The organism is Methylomonas sp. MK1, from assembly GCF_000365425.1.
In the GTDB taxonomy this organism is placed as follows: Bacteria; Pseudomonadota; Gammaproteobacteria; order Methylococcales; family Methylomonadaceae; genus Methylomonas.
This window is the reverse complement of sequence record NZ_AQOV01000002.1, coordinates 374073-399515: the sequence shown is the minus strand read 5'-3', so window position 1 is coordinate 399515 and position 25443 is coordinate 374073. Positions and strand designations below refer to the sequence as shown.

The window sequence follows — 25443 nt, the reverse complement described above, 5'->3', positions numbered from 1 at the left end:
GAGTCGGCTATACTCCGCCCCCATTGCCATTGGATTTTTAAATATGACACCCGCAATCCAGCGAAATATCAGAATGATTGGCTTACCGCTTTGTCTAGTCCTGCTCAGCACTACCGCCTTCGCCCACGGCGTCGATGCCAATACCGAACGATTTTTGCTGGCCAACCAAGGTATCGCCATAGGGCCGTTTTTGTACATCGGCGCCAAGCACATGGTCACCGGCTACGATCATCTGTTGTTTCTGGTCGGCGTGATTTTCTTTTTGTTCCGCACCCGCGATGTATTGGTTTACGTCAGCTTGTTCACCCTGGGCCATAGTTTGACGCTGCTGGCCGGTGTGCTGGGCCACATTTCGGTCAACCCGTTTCTGATCGACGCCATCATCGGCTTGTCCATTGTGTATAAAGGCTTCGACAACCTGGGCGGTTTTCAGCGTCTATTGGGATTTCAGCCCAATACGAAATGGGCGGTGATGATTTTTGGCTTGTTTCACGGCTTTGGCTTGGCGACCAAATTACAGGATTTTTCGCTGCCCGCAGCTGGGCTTTGGAAAAACTTGTTGGCGTTTAATGTGGGCGTGGAAATCGGCCAGTTTCTGGCCCTCCTGTTTATCTTGATCGCGCTGGACTTTTGGCGGCGCCACCGCAGTTATTACGCCTTTTCCGCAGCTGCCAACACCCTGTTAATGTCCGGCGGCTTGATTCTATTCGGCTACCAAATCACGGGGTACATCATCCATGGATAACTCGATGCAAGACAGCAATCCGCCGGTGCAATCCGTTAAATCGCTCACTATCGCCAGTATTTCGGCAATGTTTTTGGCGGGCGTAATTCTGGTCACAGCCGTATTACCCGCCGAATATGGCATAGATCCGACCGGGTTTGGCGAAATGACCGGTTTAACCAGTTTATCGTCATCAAACAAAACCGGCAGCGCGACAACAGCCAGCGCTTGCGCGGAGCCGCCTGTGGCAGTCAGCGCCGCGCAACCGGCTGCGGCCGCGCAGTGGCAAGATACGGTAAAAATCGTAGTGCCGGCAGGCGAAGGCCTGGAATACAAATTTCATTTAGCCAAAGGCGCGGCCCTGGAATATTCGTGGTCCACCAATGGCACGGCGCTGTATTTTGATTTTCACGGCGAGCCGCAAGGTGACAAAACCGGCTATTTCAAAAGCTACAAGGAAACGACCGACAGCCAATCCAGTGGCTCGTTAAGCGCGCCCTTCGAAGGCTCGCACGGCTGGTATTGGGAAAACAAATCCAGCGCACCGGTTACCGTGGTTTTAAACACGAAAGGGGCTTATCGGATTTTGGGTTTGATGTGATCAGACGCGGCGCTGACCGAATAAACATGTATTGAACGAAAAATGCAGATTCAACGCCCGAGCGGTATTTAAACGATTCCGACCCGGAAAACCGGTTCAATCCTCCGGCCCGAAGCACTGCGGATAGTCTTTACAAACCTCACAGGACGGCGCCCGGCAGACGTACAAACCTTCCGCTTCGCACAGTTGTTTGTACAAAAACTTTTTCCATTTCATATCTTTGCTGTTGCGAACCAGCAATTCCGGAAAGTTGTAGCCCAGCATGGCCGACAAATCGTTACGTGACCACAGCCCTAAATCCTGCCAGAGATGATCGCTGCCCAAACAGGCCGCTACGATCATAGCGATTAGCCATTCGGTTTCCGCGCCGGGATTGGCGGCAAATTGCCCAAGCAGGATTTCCAAATCCTGTTTTTCCAACATGCGACTGTAATCCAAACTGCTTCCGGAAAACGCTTGTGGCGCTAACGGGTAGCCGGGAAAGTAACGGTCGAGCAATTGCTGAAATTGTGCCGGGCTCAAGCCCAGGCTATCGGGAAGCACCCCGTCGCCGACGCTCCAGCTGGCGATGATTTGCGCCAACCAGACGCTGTTGGGCGACTGGTCGGCACAGGCCATCAGATCTTGATAAATGTGTTGCCGCGACTTAACCACCGAGGGCTCTGCCCTATCGTTCGGTTCTATGGAAAGTGTGCAACTCATACTCGATTCTCCGGCCTTTTTAACGATGACGCAGAAATTAATATTCGACGCGAATATCTTCATCCCTAACGATCATTTGGCAAGCCAAACGCCATTCCGGCGGCAGGTCGTCAACGATCATTTGCTCCAGCTGTTCGGTAGTGACTTTACCGATTTGTTTGAGCAGGGCTTTTTCCTTCTCGGTCATCGTGCCACCCATACGCTCCATTTTTTTGTCGATGCTGGTGACGCGGACCACGCAAGTGCCGCATTCGCCATCTTCGCATTCGAAATTAATGGGGATTTTGTTTTCCAGAGCCAGCTTCAAAATAGTCTGGGTGTGACTGCCGGCAACGGCGTAGACGGTTTTATCCCGATATTCGGGACTGGTAAATGTTACTAATGCCATGTGTTACTCCTTTTGCGTTCTTAAACTGGTTTAAGGGAAATTTCGCCGCCCAACACTTGCGCTTGGCAAGCTAGACGGTTGTGTTTGCCAGCCATGTTTTCCCGCAAAATTTTGTCTTCCAGTACAGACGGCTCGGTCAAGTTGTTCCAACCAGCAGTCACTTTCATAATGCAGGTTCCGCAATCGCCTTCCCGGCAACCGTAAGTAATGCCGGAACCTACTTTCTCGGACACCTCAATAACCCGGGTGCCGGCGGGGACGGTAACAGTCACGTTTATATCTTCAAATGTAATGGTCGCTTTGGCCATTGTAAAAACTCCATAAGGTTTAAAAGTAATCTCGGCAGCCTCTAATCTGAGGACTCCCGGTTTGGAACCGAAACGATTCCTGATTTTCACCGGCCTTGCGGCCGGTGAGGTCACCGATGCGTCCTTGGATCGGTTTAGCCTACGAATAACGCTGTAGGCTCAATAGCAGGCGTCTGTTTTATCCGGTTTACAGGTCCGCAAAATTAATCACTCTCGACTCTCTGGCCCCGGTTAACTCCTGAGCCAATTCCAAGCCAAAGGCTTTGCACTCGTGGATCTCGTCGTCAGTCGGGATCAACTTGACGCGCAGGCCCTGAATCGGCACCCGCAGTTTCAAGCCGCGCAAACGATCTTCCACCAAGCGCACACCCTCGCCGGTCCAGCCGTAAGAACCAAAGACACCGCCGAGTTTGTTTTTTAGATTGACCACAGCCAACGAAGACAGCAGATCCCAAATCGGCTTGACCGCATCCCCGTTGATGGTCGGCGTGCCCAACACCAGGCCGTCGGCTTCCTCGATCAAATCCACGAACGGCGCAACCTCGCCGCCTTCCAAATCGTAAAGCGATACCCGCACGTCCTCTATTTGCATCGCGCCTTGATAAATCGCTTCCGCCATCCGTCGGGTATTGCCGTAGGAACTGATGTAAAAAATCAGCAAAGTTTTTTGATTGGGCCTGAGTTCGTTATGCAGCGCCGGGCTGGATAACTGGCGGTAGCGCTGGATGTAATGTTGTGGGCGATCCCGCAAGATCGGACCGTGAGTGGGCGCGATCAATTTCAGCGGCAAAGGCTCTATCAATTCCAAGGCCCTGACCACGTATTCCTTGAACGGCCGCATGATGTGGGCGTAGTAGTATTCAAAGGAAAAGCGGAAATCGCCGACCTTGTCGTTGTACAAACGGTTGTCGCAGAAATGGCAGCCAAACACGTCGCCGGAAAACAGCATCGCCTCTTCCGGCGCATAGGTGCATTGCGTGTCGGGCCAGTGCAAATAAGGGGTGTGCAAAAACTCCAGACTACGGTCTCCCAATGACACTTTGTCGCCGGTCACTACCGGGGTGTAGCTCAGTTCGTCCTGTTTCAGCAGGCCTTTGAGCATGGATTGGGCTTTTTGGGAAATGAACAACTGCGCTTGCGGGGCCCGTTTCATCAGCTCCGGCAAAGCGCCGGTATGATCGGGCTCCAAGTGATTGAGAACGATGACTTTGATTTCCGAATAATCGGCGACGCTTTCCAAGCGAGCGAAAAAGTCGTTGGCAAAGCCTTCCTTCACGGTATCGATTACCGCCACGCCTTCGCTGCCGCGAATCACATAGGCGTTGTAGCTGGTGCCGTTGGCCGTTTTAAGAATGATGTCGAAAGTGCGTAGATTCGGGTCCAGCGCGCCGACCCAATGCACGCGCTCGGATAAGGCTACCGCCAGCGGTACGCCGTCTTCGCTCTCCAATTGGACGCTGTTCATGGCTTGCATGCCTCGGCATGCGACTGCTTGGGACAGGTTTCCAAATTTTTGTGCGATACGGCTGTCGCCAAGCCCAACCAGGCATCGACCTGTTGTTGGTCGAAACCGCAGACGCGTTGTTCGTTGACCTCCATCAAAGGCCGCCGAATCAACAACGGCTGCGCCACCATCAGCGCTATAGCTTCGTCTTCGCTGACAGTGTTTGGATCGACCAACCCTTGTTTGACAGCCGGCGCGCTGCGGTTAAACCAATCCGCGACCGGCATGTCGCCGAAAAACGAGCGCAACTTGCCCGGTTCCCTGCCCCATGGCTGTTGCAGCAGATCGTAAACCACCAGCAAATGGCCGGCAGCACTCAACAACTGCTTTTGCCGGGTATTGTTCAAGCAGCCCGGCTTTTCATAGAAATGCACGGTGGCCATGGCCGTCAATGTGCTTGTAGTTCCGCCATCGCCTCTGCCATTTTTTCCGGCGGAATACCGGTCAGCGAACCGGGCGGATTAATCGGAACGCCTAAGGCATCGAGAATGGCACCTTCAATCGGGCAGATGCTGGCGCATTGCGTATCTTTATAATCGCCTTCGCACTCGGTACATTTTTTCGGGTTAATCCGGAAATGTCCGGCTTTTTCCGACATGTAGATTGCCTTGCTGGGGCACAACGGCTCGCAGGCATAACAGTTGACGCAGGATTCGATAATTTGTAAGGCCATGACGTTACCTTTGTATTCGATGGTTAATCATTTCTAACAATCTCCCTCTCCTGATGGAGAGGGCTGGGGTGAGGAGAATTGAATAAGCAAAAGCTTTTTTGATTCACCTCGCCCTACCCTCTCCGGCCAGAGAGGAAATATTGGGCTATGCCGTCGCCCGCTCTTCTTGCGGCGCAGCCTCATCCAGCTTGCCGGCGGCAGCCATTTCCTTGTAAACCGCCATCACGGCTTCTTCGATAGGCTCCATCGCATGCTCGCCGTTTGGCACGATGCCGGCTTTTTCCAATAAGTCCCAGGGCTCGTAACCGATTTTCGAGCACAACACCGCTTCACAGCCGGCCAGAGAACGAATGGTTTGTTGCAATACGCTCTCGCCGTCGCCGCAGGTATCATCGCCGCCGCAATAAAGATCGGTTTTACGATGACTCATGAAACGCACGCCGTTTGGCGATGCTTCATAGATTAGGAACTCTTTCGCATGCCCGAAGTGCATATTGATCACGCCTTGACCGCTGGTCGCGATAGCCATCAACACCGGACGGGTATTCAGCTTGGGCTCGTCAGCGTGGCTGGCGGCTTTTTCGACCTTGGCAGCGCGCTTGCTATGCATTTCCTCGGCAATCGCTTCGTGAATGACCTTGCGTTTTTCCATCGCCGATTGGTAATCGATTTCCATCGCCTCGATTTTGTCCATCGTGAACTCGTCGCCGCGGTCTTCGCCCAGCAGACCGACCGCATCGGCCCGGCATTGCCGACAGTGACGCATCATGTTCATGTCGCCGGAGCAAGAGTCTTGCAGATCCATCAACTCGTCCTGCGTCGGGCCGCGTTGGCCCATCACGCCGTAAAAGGTGCCGTGTTCGGCTTCGGCAATCAGCGGCATCACGTTGTGCAGGAAAGCACCTTTGGCTTTGACGATTTTGCTGACTTCCGCCAAATGCTTATCGTTGACACCGGGAATCATCACCGAGTTGACTTTGACCAAAATACCTCTGGCAGTCAGCATTTCCAGGCCTTTTTGTTGCTGCTCGATCAAAATCTTCGCGCCTTTCACGCCTTTGATGCGTTTGTTTTCCCAGAAAATCCAGGGATAAATTTGCGCACCGATTTCCGGATCGACACAGTTGATCGTGATCGTGACGTGATCGATGTTGTGCTTGGCCAGTTCTTCGACCGATTCGGGCAAGGCCAGACCGTTGGTGGATACGCAGAGTTTGATGTCCGGCGCTTCGGCACTCAAACGGCGGAAGGTTTCGAAAGTTCTTTCTGGGTTAGCCAATGGGTCACCGGGGCCGGCGATACCCAGTACCGTCATTTGCGGAATATTGGCAGCCACCGCCATGGTTTTTTTCACGGCTTGATCGGGCGTCAACAATTCAGAAACCACACCGGGACGTGACTCGTTAGAACAATCGTATTTGCGATTGCAATAGTGGCATTGAATGTTACAAGCCGGCGCTACCGCCACATGCATACGGGCGAAATAGTGGTGGGCGTCTTCCGAGTAACAAGGATGGTTTTCTACTTTGGAGCGAATCTCGTCGGATAAATGACCGAGTTGATCATCACTTGTACCGCAAGAATGGGAGGAGCAGCCGCCTGCGCTGGCTGCTGGAGTTTCGTTTATTACTGGCAGTTCCATATTCTTCACCTCACTTGATTGGTTATGCAGTGAGAAAGCACAGGCCATGCCAGTTATGAAATCATTTTAAGCTATTGATTAATATGAAAATAATTAAGGATAACATCTAGGCAGCCGCAAAAAAGGCTGCCTAATGTTTGTAAAGACACATTCTCAGCCGAACGATTGTAAGGAGTTGCACAAAGCGACCGCGCTTAACCGGGCTGTTCCAACCTTAACACTGACCACGCCGCCTATTTGCGGATTTAACCCGAACAAGTTATTTGGTCCATCGAGCGACACCGGCGTCAGCCGGTGGGTTGGGGGATGCCGCTGTAATCAAAAAGGGATAAACACCATGGCAATTACATCGTTACGATAACCATCCTGCACTTTGTACTCGCGGTATCCCTTGGAGACAGCGACACCAAAGATGTAACTCGTACCATTTAGCTGTATCACTTCCGAACTACGATGACCGGTTTTCAATCCTAAAAATGCCGCATCAACGTCCAAGGTGTCTCCAACTTTGAGCGCGGGATTATTGGCGACGGCAATAATCGTTTTGTTTCTCTGCGCAAACACGCCAAAACAGCCAGCCAATACCTTACCTTGTTTATCGCGAGGCAAAACATCGTTCAGCATCGATTCAAACTGCGGTTCGCTATCGAACACAATGCCTATGCCACCCAACACTTTACGCGGGTCCTCCAGATCGGTAATTGCGGCGTTATAGATGTAAGTATGCCGATTGCCGTAGAGATGCGTTTTATCAAACGCCGATACCGTGTAATGCTGGGAATCGCTGTGCTTTAAAGCCTCGGTCGCACCGGTTGACTCGTCTAACTTGACGCCGACTAACATCTGATACTGGGGCGAGGAGACTGCCAGAATTCGACCTTGGCTGTCATACAGATAAAGATTGGTGTACACCGTATAAAGTGCGTTGATATATTGCAGGATTTCGCTGATTTGGCGGGCTTCGGTGAAACTAAGCTCAGCATTCGTCAAGCCCCGCCTAAAGGCTGAGGTGAGCGCCCACCAGCGACAATCGTTAGCCCGCTCGTATAAATTTCGATCCATGATATCGACCGCCAAGGACGCCAAAAATCCAGCATTATTTAGATGCGAGGACATCACCGTCACTTCCTGCAGGCTCTTAACCGACGCGTTAAATATGGCGGTAATATCAGAGCCAATTTGTCTGATGGCTTCCAGCACCGGCATGAATTCGGTGGCATTTTTACGGGCCGATGCAATCTGTCCGTTTAACACCAGCAAACCAAGGTCGGTATTGATATCGGAAGAAGCCTGATGGATTTCCCGTAATTCCTGCGGAAAAGAACTTGCCTGATGCATGATCTCGGTATAGCTGTTACGGGACAGCTGCCTTTCTTCGCGAACGAACGCCATACCCAGCCCGGTCATCATTTGGCCGCGCCAGCCCAGACCATAAAAGCCCTGATAACCGTTGGTGCTGCGCATATTCACGATATAGTCCTGACGCCGATAATTCAGCATCCTCAAGCCCGCATCACCTTTAAATCCGGTATTGAGCGGCAGCAAGTGTTCGTTGCTGCTGGCAATCACCTGTCCATCCCGATCAATAATCGCTAAAACCCCAATATCACCCGACATCAAGAGTCCATCGAAAATGCTATGCATTTCGTCATCAAAGCGAAAGCACAGACATAAAACGCCCAACACCGGCGAACTCTTGTCATCGGTTTGGGTAATTTTGCAGGAATAAATTAAAGAATGGCGTCGCTCACTTTGTAAATCGGAATAGCGAAAGGTTTCGAGATAATCCTGATCTGACTTCAGCGTTGCCGCCAACAAAGGATCATTGGAATAGGATATGGGATTGGCTTTGTCCAAATGGGCCTTTACGTTCCCTTGGGTATCAAAGACGATAATCTCGTCGTAAACACTGTATTTTTTGACATATTCACGGAGCCTGTTTTCGATAAACTGCGTTTGCTCGGTGCTGACATTCGCGGAACCGAGAAACACTCTGATATCGTCGTCGGTTGCCAGAAAACCCACATCTGCAGTGCGCTCGAATAGGTTACGAATCAACAAATCGATAGCCACTTGCGCTTTCGACGAGTTATCCAGCACCAGTTTTTGCACATTTTCGACCAGTAAATTATGGGTCAATTGTTTCTGTAGTTCGCCGAATTTAAGCTGGGTACGACTCATATCGTCCAAAATAGTCGTCGCCACGTTGTGGCTATTTATTTTCCCTATCAGCGTGATTTTGCCCCACCAATCGTTTAAAGACGCTAACCGCCCCTCAAAACTTTTAACCACCGGCATTGATCCCAATAATTTTGTCGAATGGGACTGCAAAAAATCATTCATAAAACTCCTCTCGCTAGCAATTGAAAATCGGGGATTAGCCATTCTGTCAGGCTAGTCTGCGGCTCACCTTCACCTACCGACAAACCCCGACGAAATCCACAAAATGGCATTCATCCTCCTCCCTTTAAAAACTTGTCAAACCTCATACTGGCTAGACACCTCAACACCTAGCCCATTCACTAAAATTAAAAAACGCTTTTTACAAGACAGCGTGCACCCAACGCTTGTCGACAAGCTCAAAAACCCCACTAAGCCACTGTTTTAATGATCTTATTTCGACAATTGCGGTAAACAAGCATAGATTATTCCAGAAAAAATCAGCGACGAAGTTTGTCTTAACCGGCGCTTGAAAAGCGTTTATTCAGACCTTAATTGAGCAACAAATTGGCAAATTTTTGTGACTCCATTCAAGTTTATCGGCGGAAAACAGCCCACCTAACGCGACAAACACGGAATTTCGACTAGCTGTTAAACCAACTCATTTTGCACCTAACTGATCCCAAAAGCCGGCTGTGTTGCATCGTTGTGGTGCAAACACCCGATCACTAACGGCGAACATAATCAACTACAAGTTAATGCAAGACTTGCCTTGGCCTTTGCGTTGTATCTTTAGTACACTTCGGCTATCCCTATATTCAGGCACAGAGCACATGACTTACTGTATTGCTGTATCCCTAAAGGACGGATTGGTCTTAACTTCGGATTCCAGAACCAATGCCGGCATCGACAACGTCAGCATTTACGGCAAAATGCACCCATTTTGTACGGCATCTGACCGGAAAATCGTGCTGCTCAGCGCCGGCAATCTGGCCACCACGCAGGCCGTGATCGACCAGTTGAAGCGCGATATGAAGGAAGAGACCGAAGTTAATCTGGACACGGTCAACTATCTGTCGGAAGCGGCCGCCTATCTGGGACGGATCAGCGTCGAAAAACAGCGCCGCCATGTGGATGCAGGGCAAAGCAGCTTCAATCCGTCCGCCACTTTTATTTTGGCGGGGCAAATCGGCCAGGAACCGCACGGCGCTTATTTGATTTACCCGGAAGGCAATTGCATCACTACGTCCCGGCAGACCCCTTATCTGCAAATCGGCGAAAATAAATACGGCAAACCGGTGCTGGACCGATTTTTAAAAATCGATACCTCACTGCACGAAGCCGGCCGCTGCTGTTTGATTTCGATGGATTCGACCATGCGCAGCAACGCCAGCGTCGGCGCTCCGGTGGAACTGTTGATCTATCATCGGGATACACTGATACTGGACGAATACTATTGTTTCCAGGAGGACAACGAGTATCTGAGCAAAATCCGCAAGATGTGGCACGAAAAGCTGAAAGAAGCCTTCGCCACCTTGCCGCAATTCAGTAAAGAGGATTCCCGTCCGCTACCGGGCTGCATATAAAGTCCGAACTTCATCAGGAACATAGTTCCAAGCCCTTTGATTGATAGTAATACGCAGTTGAGCATATCGACATTCCGTTCGCCCTGAGCCTGGCGAAGGATGGGCGGGGTGGTGATGTGCTCAGCAACTGCTCCTGCTTTGCTGTACTTACTGAATCCTTGCAAGTCGACCACGAACGGTTTGCAAACGCCTCTACTGATTTTTAGGTTTATCGTCGATAACTCGTCACGATAGCCAGTAACCGCTACAATTGCCGCCCCTAATCCAATTCCTGCCCGCCGACCAAGCTATGTTGCAGTTCGGCGATCAGAACCGCAGCTGGCGATGGCACAAACTCTAATTCAAAAACTTGATTACGGCTGGCGTTTACTGGCCACTGCGATCAGCTTTACCAGCTTCGGGATCGGCGGCGTGATGCTGTGGCTGCTGGTGTTTCCGCTCTTGGCAATATGGCCGGGCAACCGAGCGCAAAAGGCCGGCCGCGCCCAATACACGGTACATATCAGTTTTTATGTGTTTATAGGCCTGATGCACAGGCTGGGCGTGATGACGTATGAAGTGATCGGTCTGGAAAAACTCAACCGTCCCCGCCAGCTGATTGTCGCCAACCACCCGACCTTGGTGGATGTGGTATTTCTGATCAGCCGAATCAAACAAGCCAACTGCATCGTCAAGGCCAGCCTGTGGCACAACCCGGCGATGCGCGGCCCAATCTTGAATGCCGGCTATATCAGCAACGCCGATTCTGAAACGATGGTCAATGATTGCGCCACTTGGCTGCAAAACGGCGGCACCATGATCATTTTTCCGGAAGGCACCCGCTCGGTGCCAGGCCAGGCCTATCGATTTCAACGCGGCGCGGCGGCCATTGCCTTAAAAGCCGATAGTATAATCACGCCGGTAACGCTGACCTGCAAACCCAGTACCCTCACTAAAACCCAAGCTTGGTACCAAATCCCGCAGCGGCGTTTTCATTTGCAAATGATTGTAGGCGAGGATGTCGAATTACAGCCTTTCCGGGAACTGCAACCGCGCTCGATAGCGGTGCGGCGCTTAACGCAGTATTTACAGGATTATTTTACTCAACAACGAGAACGCCATGAGCGAGATGGAAACTGAAATAAAACACCTGATTATCGACACGCTGGCGCTGGAAGATGTCGATGTGGCGGATATAGACAGCAATGCCGCGCTGTTCAATGATGGCTTGGGCCTGGATTCCATAGACGCGCTAGAACTGGGCTTGGCGATTCGCAAAACTTATCAGGTAAAAATCGATGCCGAACGCGACGATGTGGTGAAAATCTTCGGTTCTGTGGCGGCCTTGGCGCAATTTATCGAAGCGGCGCGGAGTTGAGAGGGTTTTGACGAGTCGATGCAATTCTAATGTTGTAGCGAAAAACTACAGACCTTATTCCGGCCGCTGTGTTTAGCTTGATACAAACCCTTATCAGCCAAATTCAGTAAATCGCCGATACTGCTGTTTTTATCCGTCAGGGTAGCCACGCCAATCGATACGGTAAATTGCAATTCAAACCCCGATTCAACCGGAATCACGCTGCCGGCCACCACGCTTCGGAGTCGCTCCGCCACCTCAAGGGCTTTAAGCAAGCCGGTTTCCGGTAATAAGATCGCAAATTCTTCGCCGCCCATGCGGCCGGGAATGTCGATTTCCCGCAAAACTTCCACCAAAATGCAGCCCAGTTTTTGCAAGGCCTGATCGCCGGCCGCATGGCCGTAGTTGTCGTTGACGGCTTTAAAATAGTCGATGTCCAGCATCAATACCGACAACGGGTTGCCGTAACGATCACTGCGCGCCAACTCCGCTTCGCCCTGCTCCATGAAATAACGGCGATTGGCAATCCCGGTCAGATAATCGATGCGCGCCTGGCGCTCCAACTCCGCTTGCAGGGCTTTGCGCTCGCTGATGTCGCGCACGAACGCGCAGTTATACTCCAGGCCTTCGAAGACCAGATAATTCGCGGCCACTTCCACCGGAATTTCCCGGCCGTCTTTACAGCGATGAATGGCTTCCATTTTTAACGCGCCTTTTTGTTTGACTTCCTGCCAATGCGCGGGCCAATTTTCTGCTGTTAACTCCTTGTCGATATCCATTACCGAAAATGTCAACAACTCCTCCCGGCTATAACCCAATACTTGGCAGGCGGTGTTGTTTACAAATTGGAATCTAGCGTCGGCGGTTATCCAATACAAACATTCAGTGGCTCTATCCACCGAAAACTGCGTCAGATGCAAGGCCTTTTCCGCCAGCTTGCGCTCCGTGACATCGTTGTAAATCGAGACGATTTCACCGCCAGGCAATTTATACACATAATTTTCCCGCCAACCCTGAATCCGCTCGTCATGGTAATACGACGGCGGAAAAGCCTCCGGCGTTCCGGTTTTGGCCACTCGATGCAAGACTTCGAATAAGCCGAATTCGAATACCCCCGGAAACATTTCGGTAAGTTTTTTACCGATCAATTCTTTACGGGTGATTTTTTCGATTTGCTCGGCGGCTTTGTTGAAACCGATGATAATGAAATCCCGGCCGTCCTCGCTGGCTCGGTATACCGCCACGCCGCTACTCATGTGTTTGAATAGTGCCGATAAGCGTGCTTCGCTGGCGGCCAAGGCCCGCTTTTCCAACAGCAGTTGCTGATTGTTTTGAATCAGTTGCTCGGTTCTTTCCTCGACGCGCCGATTCAATTCGTTATTCAGCTCCGCCAATTCCGCAGCCGCCTGCTTTTGCTGCAACCGATCCGCGCCGTGTTTGGCAAAAGCTTGCGCGAGTTGCGCGTACATTTCGGTGATGGTTTCCAGCCGCTGCTTCGCAATGACCGGTACCTTGCTGATGCTTTGCAGATAACTATTTTCTTCGAACCCATAAAGCCGGGCCTGACGGCGGAAGAACTCCAGATCGGGAGGCTCAATAAAACATTGACCGGTAAAAATATTGGCGACGTGCTGGCCCTCGACGATAATCGGCATGGCCGAATCCACCAACCCGTTCAGACATTTGTAGATTGCAAACCGCTCACCCTTCAGCATGCTTTCAACCAATGCCGTATCGCTTTCTATGCAGTTACTGCATGTGTTGTGGTTGACCCGATGAAATTTTACGCAGGCATCTTGCCATCCGGCATTGGTGATAACGATGCCGTCGGTATCGATAATCGCGTTTGGTATGCCGACCACCCGGTACAAATCGTCCATCAGCGTTTGCAGACTGGCAAGATCGACAAGTTGGGCGTATTTGATGGTGTTTTCAGACATCGGCTGGTGTGGAATCGAGCAGTGAAGTTAACAGTCTGTCGTGTGAGATTGATAATAGCAGCATTCCGATGAAGCGGAACTGAAAAACACTGGATTTTGGCTAGCGACAAATGCCTGACAAGCCCTATCGGCATGGCATTGACGCGAATGACCGCTTAGCAAGCACGCTATGGCGCCTAGACTAGACCATTTCGCCACCCCACAAAGCACGGTCCAGCCAGCACTTACCTCGCGGCGATCCGGACAAGAACCGCCGAACGCATCATAAGGCGTATAAGCAAACGCTATACGCCATTCCGGAAGACGACGTCTCGTCACAGATTTCCCCCGTAGTAACAGATTCGGAAATAACTCCCGCCCAATCCAAAGGATAAACGCGGGCCTGGAGCAACCGATGAAAACGTTATGCATTCCCACGCCGGAGCGTGGGAGCGAGATAAACGTCTAATTCGGATGAGTTCTAATGTCAGGAAAACTCCCCGGGATTAACAGACCCTGTTGAACATACAACGGCCTCTGACTGCCTGACGCGCCGTATATCCAATAGGTAAAATACAAGGAACCGGGGGTGGCTACCGCGCGTTTCTCCAGCTGCCGGAAAGGACCGATATTGACGGCGCCGAGTTGCGGAACCAAGTTAATATCTGTCGTTCCACCCAGGGTATGCGGGATAGAGTGGCCCCGGTGATAATCTGGACCATCACTGAGAGGGTGGCCGGCCATTCGAGAACGGTCGCGGGCACCAGCATGTCGACCGTTGCTAACACCCCATGCGGCGATCAATCGTTCAACCGTCACATCGAACAAATACGAAAAGTCGTCAACATTAGTCTCGAAAATTTCACTGCCTTTAATGAAACGTCTGTAGTCGTCTAGCCAAGTCTCCAGCAGATACGGTATGACGCGCGTTTCAAAGACATGCGATGAATGGATGTTAGTACCGGCCATCATAGACGCCAGCATCGGATATACCGCCATAAATTCTCCTGATTCGAATTATAAATAAATCCGGTGTTTGAAGCTGAGGATCGTAGGGAGGATAAGCGAAGCGCCAGCCGCCATTCGAGCATTGCAACTCTACATCCATTTCCCCCGCAACATCGCCGCAAAGGTCATGTTAACCAACCATTTCCAACGTTCTCGACAACCCCACAACCTCCGCCTTTTTCAAGGACTTACTCAGCAACATGTAGGTATCCCGATCAAAAGCCGGGCGCCCGCTCTGCAATATCGCCACTATCTCCCCCTCGTTTTTGGCCGAGCCCAAATAACACCAGCGGTCGATGATGTGCAGTTCCCCTGCCTCGCGCACGCCGATCGCGCCCGGATACGGCCAAACGGTGAGTTTGAGTTTTTGCATGGCGATCAACAGCCGTGCCGCGTGCGCCAAAGGCGCTTCCAAACCGACGCAGGCGCCGCGGCATTTTTTGATCTGGTGGCCAAAGCAAGGCCGGCCGACGGCGGTTTTTTCCAGGCCCAATACGCTCAGGCACAGGCCGTGCTGCTCGGCGACGCTGCGCAAGGCTTTTTGCGCATCGCGCTGGCTGTGATACAAACCGTATAAATTGTTCTGCGCCCCAAAATCCAGATTGTCTGCCCAGGTCAAAACCGGGCGTAAATGTTCGCCCTGCTGTTGCAATTGCCAGGCGCACAACGCGCTTTTCCGACGCAAGCGCTGGTTATGCACCGGCATCATTTGCTTGATCAACTTGGACTCGGTGAGTAAAGCACCCAACTCGCCGGCGGTTTCGATCCAGTCGATGCGCCGCAGTTGCTGGGCCAGGCTCATCTCCTTATTGTTCTTATGATCAGCGCCGAAATGCGCTAACACCCGGTTACGAATATTCACGCTTTTGCCAATGTACAACGGCAGATCGTTTTCACCGTAAAACAAATAGACGCCCGGCGTTTCCGGCAAGTCGTGAATCAATAAGGGATCGATATTGGACGGCAAACTAGAACGACCCACCAAACGCTGCACGGCAGCATCGACGGTTTCGTCGGAAAATTGTTCGTAAGCTTGGGTCCAAAACTGATGAATCAATTGGGCGTCGGCCAAGGCCCGGTGCCGGTCTTTGGCCTGCAAACCATGCCGTTCGATCAGGCTATCCAGGTTATGCCGGTGAAAATGCGGATACAAAGCCCGCGACAGTTTGACGGTACACAACACTTGGGGGCGGAAAGTCATGCCAACCCGGCTGAACTCGTTCTTCAAAAAGCCGTAATCGAAACGGGCGTTGTGGGCGATGAATAAGCGGCCTTCCAGCAATTCCGCCACTTCACCGGCCACTTGCGCAAAGCTGGGGGCCTCGGCGACCATTTCGTTGCTGATGCCGGTCAATTGCTCGATGAACAACGGAATACGGGTTTGCGGATTTACTAATTGGTTCCACTCGCGCACGCCATCCTCATCAACCAAAACGATACCGATTTCGGTGATGCGGTCTTTGGTAGCTGAGGCGCCGGTGGTTTCCAGGTCAACAAAAGCCAGGGCTTGCATATTTGAGTTCAGGACGCTGGCTCCATCGGCTCAGCCCAATCGGTCGGGCAACTGCACATCACATTACGGTCGCCGTAGACATTATCGATGCGACCGACAGGCGGCCAGTATTTGTCGTCGTGCTGATGACTATCTGGAAAGAAGGCTTTTTGCCGGGAATACGGCAGCGTCCATTCTTCCAACAGCAAACGATGGGTATGCGGCGCATTGTGCAGCACATTGTTATGGCTGTCGGCCAAGCCGTCTTCGATTTCTTTAATCTCCTGCCGAATCGCAATCAAAGCTGCGCAGAAGCGGTCGATCTCGGTTTGATTCTCGCTTTCGGTGGGTTCTATCATCAGGGTATCAGCCACCGGGAACGACACGGTCGGGGCGTGGAAACCGTAATCGATTAAGCGTTTGGCGATGTCTTCTACGGTGACATTGGCGGTTTTGCGGAATTGATGGCAATCGATAATACACTCGTGCGCCACCCAGCCGTTGGCATCGGTGTACAGAATTGGATAATGCGGCGCCAGGCGGCGGGCGATGTAATTGGCATTCATGATGGCCGCCAAGGTAGCCCGGCGTAAGCCGGTGGCGCCCATCATGGCGATATATGCCCAGGAAATGGTCAAAATGCTGGCCGAGCCCCAGGGTGCGGCGGATACAGTGCCGACCGTGCCGTGCTCGCCTTTGGCCGGGTTGACACCTTCGACCAGCGGATGATCCGGCAAGTACGGCGCCAGATGTGCACCGACACCTATCGGCCCGACGCCGGGACCACCACCGCCGTGCGGAATGCAAAAGGTTTTGTGCAAATTCAAATGCGCGACGTCCGCACCGATTTTGCCGGGCCGGCTGAGACCCACCAAGGCATTGAAATTGGCGCCATCCATATACACCTGGCCGCCGTGTTGATGGACGATGTCGCAGATCTCGCGGAAGGCTTGTTCATAAACGCCGTGGGTGGACGGGTAAGTAATCATCAGCGCCGCCAGCGTGTCTTGATATTGCAGGGCTTTGGCGCGCAGGTCATCGACGCTGACATTGCCTTGTTCGTCGCAAGCCACCACCACCACGGTCAAGCCAGCCAAGCTGGCGCTGGCCGGATTGGTGCCGTGCGCGGACGCCGGAATCAGGCAAATAGTGCGCTGCCCCTGGCCGTTAACCTGGTGATATTTGCGAATCACCAGCAAACCGGTGTATTCGCCTTGCGAGCCGGCATTGGGTTGCAGGGAAAATGCGTCGAAACCAGTCAAATCGCAGAGCATGTCTTCCAGCTCCGCGAACAATTGCTGATAGCCTTGCGCTTGATACAGGGGCACAAAAGGATGCATGGCATTAAATTCGTAGAACGAAATAGCCTGCATCTCTGTGGCAGCGTTGAGCTTCATCGTACACGAACCTAGCGGAATCATGGCCCTATCCAAAGCAATATCGCGCCGCGCCAACCGACGCATGTAACGCATCATCTCGGTTTCCGAGTGATACAAGCTAAATACCGGATTTTGCAGAATCGGATCGTCGCGCAACAGTGCGTCTGGGATGCATTCATTCAGTGTCGCATCCAGCGCGCCAATATCCGGCAATTCAGCGATGGGCGAAGCGAACACCTGCCACAAGGTGCGCAAATGCTCGCGGTTGGTGGTTTCGTCCAGGGAAATCCCCAGCGTATCGGCGTCGATAATCCGCAGATTGATGTTCACATCAGCTGCCTGCGCGGCGATGCGGCGGGCGCGATTCGGCACCCTGACCACCACGGTGTCGAAATAACATTGGCTCTGCACTTGCTGGCCGCTTTGCGTCAAACCCGCAGCCAGAATCTGCGCATAGCGATGCACCCGGCTGGCGATTAGGCGCAGCCCGTCCGCGCCGTGATAGACCGCATAAAAACCGGCAATCACCGCCAGCAGAACCTGCGAAGTACAGATATTGCTAGTAGCCTTGTCGCGGCGGATATGTTGCTCGCGGGTCTGCAAGGCCATCCGCAAGGCGATCTGGCCGTGACTATCCTTGGATACGCCGATCAAACGGCCCGGCATCAAGCGCTTGAAGTCGTCGCGGGTGGCAAAAAAAGCCGCATGCGGCCCGCCGTAACCCATAGGCACACCAAAACGCTGAGCGCTGCCCACGGCGATGTCGGCATCGAAAACAGCCGGCGGTTTTAGTAACACCAAACTCAGCAAGTCGGCGGCCACCGTCACCAGTGCTTGTTTGCTGTGAGCAATTGCGGTTGCTTCGCTAAGATCGCGGATTTCGCCGCTGGAACCTGGGTATTGCAGAATCAAGGCAAAGAAATCGTGTTGTGCCAGATTGTCGAAGGGATCAGCGACGACTACTTCATAGCCCAGGGAGCCGGCCCGGGTCTGCACCACCGCGATGGTTTGCGGATGGCAGTCTTTGTCGATCAACACGGTGTTGGACTGGCTTTTGGCTAAGCGCCGCGACATCGTCATCGCTTCCGCAGCCGCTGTCGCTTCGTCCAACAACGAGGCGTTGGCGATCTCCATGCCGGTCAGATCGATGATCATTTGTTGAAAATTCAGCAAAGCCTCCAGCCGGCCCTGCCCCACTTCGGCTTGATACGGGGTGTAGGCGGTGTACCAGCCGGGGTTTTCCAGCACGTTGCGCTTGATCACGGCCGGCATGATGGTGTCGTAGTAGCCCATGCCTATCATTGACACCAGTACCTTGTTACGCTCGCGCATTTTGCGCAGGTATTTGATCACCGCGCGTTCGCTGATGGTGCCGGTGAGTTTTAAGGGTTCGCGGTTGAGAATATTGGCGGGAATGACTTGACCGACAATATCTTCCAAATCCTGCAAACCCAACTCGGCCAGCATCTCCTGAGTCTGCTGCGGATTGGGACCGATATGGCGCTGAATAAAATTTCCGCGCATTTCCAGTTGGTCGAGACGGGGGCTTTTTGCAGACATGGGCTTATCTTCTTAGGTAACGATGGGGAACAAAAGGTAGCGAAGTGACCGTGACACTAATCGGCGAGTTCCGCACCATTGCGGTTAATGTCGTGCCGAGCCCGGCAAACCGGCGATCCAGCAACGCCATCGCTACCGGCCGGTTCAGACTGGGCGAGAAACTGCCGCTAGTCGCATAGCCGATTTGCTGGTCTTGATGAACGATCTCACAACCATCCCTTACCGGAATTCGACCATCCACCAGCAAACCGACACGCACTCGCTCTGCGGCGTTTTGCCGTTGCGCCAGAATTTTCTCAGCGCCGGGAAAATCGCTGTAGCCTTTTTTGAATATCCATTGCAAGCCCGCCTCTATCGGCGTGATCGTTTCGTTCAGTTCATGGCCATACAAACAAAGCCCGGCTTCCAGCCGCAAAGTATCGCGAGCGCCCAAACCTATCGGTTCGACAGCCTCGTCCGCCAAAAACAAACGTGCGATTCGTTCCGCGTCGGCTTGCGGCAAAGAAATCTCGAAGCCATCTTCACCGGTGTACCCGCTACGGCTAATATGGCATGCGCTCCCGGCAATGTCGGTGGCACAAGCCTGCATAAATTTTAGTCCGCCAGCCTCGGTCGAAAACTTAGCCATTACCGCCGCTGCGCCCGGTCCTTGTATGGCAAATAAAGCTAAATCGTTTGATGGTTCGAACAAGCAATTGACCGGTAACTGGCTACGCAGATAAGCAAAATCCTTGTCCTTGCAGCCGGCATTGACGATGAGGGATAAGCCCGCTTCAATGCGGGTAACGATAATGTCGTCGACTACACCGCCCTCGGCATTGGTCAATACCGTGTATTTCTGCGCACCCGGCTTTAAATCGACGATGCCACCGGGCGTGAGCTTTTCTAAGGCGTCTGCTGCGTGTTCGCCCACTATCCGGCATTGGCCCATGTGCGAAATATCGAAGAATCCGGCCTGACTGCGGCAGTGCAAATGCTCGTGAATGATGCCGTTTTTATATTGCACTGGCATTTGGTAGCCGGCAAACGTAGTCATCTTGGCACCAAGTTGCAGGTGTAGATCGTATAAGGGCGTTTGCTTTGAACTAGTCACCATGACCATCCTATACTGTTTAGGGATTTCATTAGTCTAGCGCCGGGCCGGATCTCCAACCAAGTAAATTTACAAACGGCTGATTTGCCCGTTCAAATTTCAGCCAAGTGCGTTTAATGTATCGAACGGGCCTTGGCAACTTGTAAATCAGCTGCGTTTCTTGGCGTGTAGTTTAATCGCCTTTACCCTCTACCCTGCTTTAATGAGCTAAGCAAACACTATGATAACTATCGCAAGTTGGATCCGTAATACTTTCGAAATATCCCATGTTGGCCATAACGCCATTCGCTCGATGGAAGGTATACGCGGTTTTGCAGTGTTTCTGGTATTTCTGGTTCACTATGTGACATTAATAGAACCGTGGTTGCTGACAAATTCGATTACTCACGAAATCGCGAAAAACATCCATACCATAGGCAATACCGGCGTTGATTTGTTTTTTGTATTAAGCGGCTATTTGATTTACGGCATGCTGATAAAAAAGCCTACCGAATTCAAAAAATACTTATACCGCAGAATACAGCGAATTTATCCAACTTTTACGGTGGTGTTTATTATTTATCTAGCACTTTCGTTTGCTTTTCCATCCGAATCAAAAATCCCCCACGACTGGAAAAGCGGATTTGTTTTCGTGATGCAAAATTATTTGCTGATGCCCGGTCTGTTCCATATTACTCCCATCATCACTGTCGCCTGGTCATTGAGCTATGAGTTTTTTTACTACCTGTTGATTCCGTTACTAATAATGACACTTAAGCTGCGCTCTTGGCCAAGAAGATACAGGGTATTATTGTTTTTATCGGCATCGTTCATATTATTCGGCTATTTTTACAATCATAGCGGTCCAATTCGCTTATTAATGTTTGTTTCCGGAATAATTTTATACGAATCTGTCGAAAGCGGTTATTTAAAACACTTTCCGCCCATAGGCTTATTGGCTTTAATATTAGCTATTACATCATTTGCAATAACCAGCTATTACCACATCAATATTTCATTAAAGTATTTATTGCTTTTCACGCTGTTTTTTATTTTCTGTCTGGAATGTTTTTGTACTTCAGGATTTACCAACTATTTATTTACCCTACCCTACCTTAGATGGCTGGGCAACATGAGTTACTCTTATTATTTAATTCATGGCCTGTCATTAAAAGCCATTTTCATGGTATTTGCCAAATTACTTCCCCCACATCACGATAGCGAACTACTATTCTGGATTGGTTTAGCACCGATTTTCCTGGTTACCTTATTACCCTCCGCAGCATTATTTTGCTGGATAGAAAAGCCGTTTTCCTTGCAAAGACGACATAAATAGCCCAGCTATTAATCGCGAATCAAATTTAGATAATCAGCGCGCGGTAACACATAGATAGGGCTGGATGAAATGGAAACAAAGGCTTGGCCCGCGGCACCGACGGCCAAGTCTTCCGCATACCCAACCACGTCCACCGCCACCCAGGCTTTCCTAGGCTCTAGCTGCATGGTCCAGACGCTGCTGGTTTCGTCTGTGCGCCAGATCATGAAGGTATCGCCAAAATAGGCGGCCTGAATATTGCCGTCCTGGGCATCTACAGCACGGTAAGGCAAACCGTCGATCAACGCGCCGGCGATATACATCGCCGCTTCGCCGGGCTTGTGACCCAAGGAATAGTCCCAGAAGCGACCATAAGCCAAGTCGTATTCATGAGCGATGCAAAACGCTACGCCCAGATAATCCTGACGGCTGTTGACCCAGGCGATGATTTTCGCCACCTGCTCGGCCTGCCAGCGCCGGCCGCTGAAGCCGTGCATGGCCTTGGCGCCGGTTTCGCCTAGCCAGAACGGTAATTTGTTGCTTCGACCCAGGCTAGTATGAGCAGCCAGCACACCCCGCTCATCTTCTCTGGAACTATTGCCAATCGGTCCGCCGAAACGCGGCGGCTGTTGCGGATAGGCGTGCACGTCCCAAGCATCCTGATAATTATCCAGACCTAGTTGCAACACCTGTTTAAACCAATCACCCTCGCCCGGCCTGACCAGGCTGCCGCCGACAACATGCGCATCGCTGCGCGCTTGATGGGCCAACTGGTATTCCCATTTCGCCCGTTCGACCCAGTGCGCCGGCTCGCGCAGCTTTTGCCAATCGGCTTCATGGCGAATGTCTATTTCGTTCGTGGCTTTGAAATAGCGGGTGTAAGCGGCCGCAGAATTGATGAAGTTTTGGCCGTCAGTAGGCTGGTCGTTCAACCAATTGCTATCGCCGGAGGAATCGGCGAATAGCTGCAAGCCGCGCTGCTTGGCTTGTTCCCATTGCGGCTTATATTCGGGATCAAAGCCCGGATAGCTACCGTAGCTTCTGAAAATCCCTATCCGTTCCAGCCAGGCAAAATAGCCTCCAGACTGTCTAAAACTTTTGTCACCGTCTGCCAGCGCGTAGTAATCGTTGTTCCAGAGTTTCTTTTGCGGCAGCCGTTGCTTTTGGGCGGCATTGCCGCCGACCACACTAAAACCGTCGGCCGGATGATGCATGATCAAGCGGCCGTCGTTCGTATACAAGGACGGATAAACCGCGTAATAACCCGCCTCATGAAGCTTGCCAAAATCGGCTTCGACCTGACCGGGAAAGGTATCAGTGACTTCCCGTTCGGCGATTTGTTTACCGCTGTAATCAACCATGCGCAGGCGTAACTTTGCCGGAAAGCGCAGTAGCGGCACCGGTAAAGTTGTTTCTTCCAAAATCGGCTGCCAGCGTAAATCCACTTTTAACTTCGCCGCATCCCCAGGATGCAGCAGGTTGGCCGGGGCATCGACGAACATTATTGGCCGCAATTTGGCGGCGATACGTTGCAAAGCCAAATCGGCATCGGGATCGGCGATTTGAGTTTTCAAGCCCGACAGCGACCGCCCGGCGGGATCGGTAAACAGACCGGAGAAATAAAAGCGCTGCCCTTGCTCATGTTGCATCACCAATTTCAGCAACAAGCTGTGCCAGCCGGGCGTCAGGTTTAACATCGCCAAATGCGGGAACTGCGTGCGCTCCGCTGATGCAGTTGCCGGCAAGCCTTCGGTGGTCAAATCGTGCAATAGAGCTTTGGCTTGCGTGCCGATGGAGTTGGCAAATCCGACCGGTGGCGTCGGATCATCGCTAAACGTAACAGACTGACCATCCAGCCAGCCGACGGATTTGATACCGGAATGTCGCAAATGCAGATGCGTTTGCGTTGCCCGTTCGGCGTAAACGTAAAGCTGGGCATACCCCGTGCCGCGCGACCAGCCATAGGCGTGCTGGGTGCTGGCTTCAATATCGGTCTCACCGTTGGCCTGAGTTAGTGCGATGCGCCAATCGCGCATTTTGCCGCCCATCATTTCCAGACTCAGATACGGTTGTTCTGGATTGGGCCTTGAGACAGTTTCAGTGTCCAAGCCAAACACCGACAGGCCGGCCTGCCCATCCTGCAAGCCGCCGACCAGCCACGCTGATGGCACGCCATTGTTCAGCGAAGTTGGCTGCGAGGGAGCAACTGGAGCTGGTTTCGGCATCGTGCCGAATTTGCCAGGTTCGGCCAGAAACTTGACCACCTCCGTTTGGTTCCTAGGCTGCGTGAATACCCCGAGCACGGTGAAATGATCGTCGGTGATTACCGCTGCGGGCAGAACCTCGATATTCAATCGCCTGGCCATTGTTTCGGCTTCCGGGCCAATCAAATAGGTCACCGGCAAATTTTCATAGAATGGCCGCGCCACATCCGCAGCCAACCCGCGAAACAACATCTCGGCGTTTTCACCTTTGCCATCCAACAGATAAAGGTGTCGCGGGCCTGCGGCGGCAGGCTTGGTCAACGCCAAGAAACGATTTCTGGCTTGAGCCTGCTCGACGGACATCCAATCGCCCAGCGGTTTATCCAGTTTTAATAAAAACGCATCGAAGACTTTGGCACCATCCGCTTTGCCGCTATTTTCGATTTCCAACCACCGGTCGCCCGGCAACAATGTGACGCTGGTGGAAGCCGGCAACCATTGGTATTCCCACGGCGTGGTATTGGTCAGCGCAAACTCGGCGCGAGTCGCCAACTCCTCAGGGTTGGCTCCGGCCTTGACGATGAAGCTTTGTTTGACCTGCGACACCTCGCCGCCGCTTTTATAGCGGGCCAATAGCTGGTATTGTCCAGGCTTAAGCGCTGTCGGTAATTCAAAGCGAAAACGTCCACCCCACTCACCAAAGCCCTGATGAAACAATAATGCTTCATCCTGCTCGGTGGCCAGTGCGCCGGTATTGCGGCCCGCCGTGGCACTGCCTGTAACAACGTCAAGATAGCGCGGCTTGGGCAACGCTGCCAAAGCCGGCGCTTTGCCCAATTCCAACAGCACCGCCGGTTGATCAACACTACCCGCAAACGGCAATACCGCCCACGGCGACGCCAATAAAAACGCATCAAACACTTTGGCATCATGGCCGTTGCCGCTATTACGAATCGCGATCACCCTATCGCCGGCTTGCAGCGGCACCGACTTATCGCCGGTAATCCAAGCATATTCCCAGCCCTTAGGTTTTAGCGACAAACTACCGCGCAACGCCAACCGGCCGGCATCCGGTCCCGCCCAGATGTCAAAAGTCTGTATGCAAACATTCGGATCGCCGCCCTGCCGCCAGCGCGCCCAAAATTGGAAATCGCCCGCGACGACTGGCTGGGTTAAATTGAAACGAAAAGCCGCTCGCCATTGGCCAAAGCCCGAATGCAGCACGTTCACCGCTTCGTTTTCGACTTGCCAGCTAACGCCGGCTTGCGGCTCTTGCAGCGCTTGACCCTGTATGAATTGGACACCAGGTAAGGAGCGAGACTGTGCGTGTGGTGCGTTGCCCAACTCGAGCAATAAGGCCGGTTGCTGCGGCGTGGGATTGATAGGTAGATTGAGTGTGTCATTTAGCGCGGCCTGACACACAGTAGCGCTAGCGATCATCAGCAGGCAGGGAAAAATGAAACAAGTAGAGGCCGAAAACAGCCGAATGAATACAGCGCAGGGAGGCATCGCAAATCCTTGTCGGTCAAAAACACCCGAGCCAGCCCGGGAGCGAACACATCCTTGTAGTCGCCATAATAAAACAGCTCGGCAAAAAATTCCGCTTTAGCTTGGCCGGCACCGCCGGTAGATTTTGGCTAACACAAATTCTTCAGCCCGAGGACTAATGACAGGGTGTTGTGCCGAAACAGTAAAGCCTAACTGCGACGCAATAGGGTATCGCCCAGTGGAATACAGATTAGGCCTTAACCTTTTGATGTTGGCTTACGAGGGAAGACAGACTTCGGCCATGAGCGGACTGATGCGTTATGGTCGGAATGACAGCAATAAGCCCAACATCTGCCTGCCAGTAGGATATAGGGAGTTTTGC

The 25443-nt window shown here is 52.3% G+C and carries 20 protein-coding genes; 6 read left to right on the top strand and 14 right to left on the bottom strand.

All coding sequences use genetic code 11. The features are described 5' to 3' along the window. Positions 1–43 precede the first annotated feature (43 nt). Together G006_RS0118660 and G006_RS0118655 are read left to right on the top strand one after the other, a co-directional pair. Positions 44–745: a HupE/UreJ family protein gene (locus tag G006_RS0118660; RefSeq protein WP_026147164.1), complete on the top strand. Its 702-nt coding sequence runs from the start codon at positions 44–46 to the stop codon at positions 743–745. Positions 746–749: 4 nt separating this feature from the next. Further along, positions 750–1325: a hypothetical protein gene (locus tag G006_RS0118655; protein WP_020484748.1), complete on the top strand. Its 576-nt coding sequence runs from the start codon at positions 750–752 to the stop codon at positions 1323–1325. Between the two features lie 96 nt (positions 1326–1421). Here G006_RS0118655 and G006_RS0118650 read toward each other — a convergent pair whose 3' ends face one another. From G006_RS0118650 to G006_RS0118615, 8 genes are all read right to left on the bottom strand, one after another. Then, positions 1422–2027 (bottom strand): nitrogen fixation protein NifQ, encoded by a 606-nt coding sequence (locus G006_RS0118650; protein WP_020484747.1) that lies wholly within the window; start codon positions 2025–2027, stop codon positions 1422–1424. 37 nt (positions 2028–2064) lie between these two features. Further along, complete coding sequence (locus G006_RS0118645) at positions 2065–2415, bottom strand: 2Fe-2S iron-sulfur cluster-binding protein (protein WP_020484746.1); 351 nt, start codon at positions 2413–2415, stop codon at positions 2065–2067. 20 nt (positions 2416–2435) lie between these two features. Then, positions 2436–2723: a 2Fe-2S iron-sulfur cluster-binding protein gene (locus G006_RS0118640; RefSeq protein ID WP_020484745.1), complete on the bottom strand. Its 288-nt coding sequence runs from the start codon at positions 2721–2723 to the stop codon at positions 2436–2438. Between the two features lie 187 nt (positions 2724–2910). Next, on the bottom strand, positions 2911–4188 hold the full coding sequence (locus tag G006_RS0118635) for an FprA family A-type flavoprotein (protein ID WP_026147162.1): 1278 nt from the start codon (positions 4186–4188) through the stop codon (positions 2911–2913). Next, positions 4185–4610, bottom strand: coding sequence for an ArsC/Spx/MgsR family protein (locus tag G006_RS0118630; RefSeq protein ID WP_020484743.1), 426 nt, complete (start codon positions 4608–4610; stop codon positions 4185–4187). Before G006_RS0118630 ends, G006_RS0118635 begins: the two co-directional genes overlap by 4 nt. Positions 4611–4615: 5 nt before the next feature. Beyond that, positions 4616–4900 (bottom strand): 4Fe-4S dicluster domain-containing protein, encoded by a 285-nt coding sequence (locus G006_RS0118625; RefSeq protein WP_020484742.1) that lies wholly within the window; start codon positions 4898–4900, stop codon positions 4616–4618. A 145-nt stretch (positions 4901–5045) separates the two neighbouring features. Further along, entirely contained in the window at positions 5046–6542 is a 1497-nt protein-coding gene (nifB, locus tag G006_RS0118620) for a nitrogenase cofactor biosynthesis protein NifB (protein WP_020484741.1), read from the bottom strand. A 318-nt stretch (positions 6543–6860) separates the two neighbouring features. After that, positions 6861–8885: a cache domain-containing protein gene (locus G006_RS0118615; protein ID WP_020484740.1), complete on the bottom strand. Its 2025-nt coding sequence runs from the start codon at positions 8883–8885 to the stop codon at positions 6861–6863. Between the two features lie 650 nt (positions 8886–9535). On the opposite strand from G006_RS0118615, the gene G006_RS0118610 reads away from it, so the two are divergent. The 3 genes from G006_RS0118610 to G006_RS0118600 all read left to right on the top strand — a co-directional run bounded on the left by G006_RS0118610 (position 9536) and on the right by G006_RS0118600 (position 11645). Then, entirely contained in the window at positions 9536–10288 is a 753-nt protein-coding gene (locus G006_RS0118610; RefSeq protein ID WP_020484739.1) for a hypothetical protein, read from the top strand. Between the two features lie 324 nt (positions 10289–10612). Continuing rightward, on the top strand, positions 10613–11407 hold the full coding sequence (locus G006_RS0118605) for a lysophospholipid acyltransferase family protein (RefSeq protein ID WP_020484738.1): 795 nt from the start codon (positions 10613–10615) through the stop codon (positions 11405–11407). Next, a complete protein-coding gene (locus G006_RS0118600) occupies positions 11397–11645 on the top strand; it encodes a phosphopantetheine-binding protein (protein ID WP_442785769.1) in 249 nt (82 codons plus the stop codon). The genes G006_RS0118605 and G006_RS0118600 overlap by 11 nt, the downstream gene beginning before the upstream one ends. Before the next feature lie 26 nt (positions 11646–11671). Here G006_RS0118600 and G006_RS27235 read toward each other — a convergent pair whose 3' ends face one another. The 5 genes from G006_RS27235 to gcvT all read right to left on the bottom strand — a co-directional run bounded on the left by G006_RS27235 (position 11672) and on the right by gcvT (position 20078). Beyond that, positions 11672–13564, bottom strand: a complete 1893-nt coding sequence (locus G006_RS27235) for a diguanylate cyclase (protein WP_020484736.1) — start codon at positions 13562–13564, stop codon at positions 11672–11674. A gap of 444 nt (positions 13565–14008) precedes the next feature. After that, entirely contained in the window at positions 14009–14542 is a 534-nt protein-coding gene (locus G006_RS0118590; RefSeq protein WP_020484735.1) for a hypothetical protein, read from the bottom strand. Between the two features lie 139 nt (positions 14543–14681). Then, complete coding sequence (locus tag G006_RS0118585; protein WP_020484734.1) at positions 14682–16064, bottom strand: 3'-5' exonuclease family protein; 1383 nt, start codon at positions 16062–16064, stop codon at positions 14682–14684. 8 nt (positions 16065–16072) lie between these two features. Beyond that, positions 16073–18982 (bottom strand): aminomethyl-transferring glycine dehydrogenase, encoded by a 2910-nt coding sequence (gcvP, locus tag G006_RS0118580; RefSeq protein WP_026147161.1) that lies wholly within the window; start codon positions 18980–18982, stop codon positions 16073–16075. Between the two features lie 4 nt (positions 18983–18986). Then, entirely contained in the window at positions 18987–20078 is a 1092-nt protein-coding gene (gene gcvT, locus G006_RS0118575; protein WP_200860473.1) for a glycine cleavage system aminomethyltransferase GcvT, read from the bottom strand. A gap of 217 nt (positions 20079–20295) precedes the next feature. Here gcvT and G006_RS0118570 point away from each other — a divergent pair, with 217 nt between their 5' ends. Beyond that, on the top strand, positions 20296–21390 hold the full coding sequence (locus tag G006_RS0118570) for an acyltransferase family protein (protein ID WP_020484731.1): 1095 nt from the start codon (positions 20296–20298) through the stop codon (positions 21388–21390). Positions 21391–21398: 8 nt separating this feature from the next. Here G006_RS0118570 and G006_RS0118565 read toward each other — a convergent pair whose 3' ends face one another. Next, complete coding sequence (locus G006_RS0118565; protein WP_020484730.1) at positions 21399–25082, bottom strand: hypothetical protein; 3684 nt, start codon at positions 25080–25082, stop codon at positions 21399–21401. Positions 25083–25443: the final 361 nt, after the last annotated feature.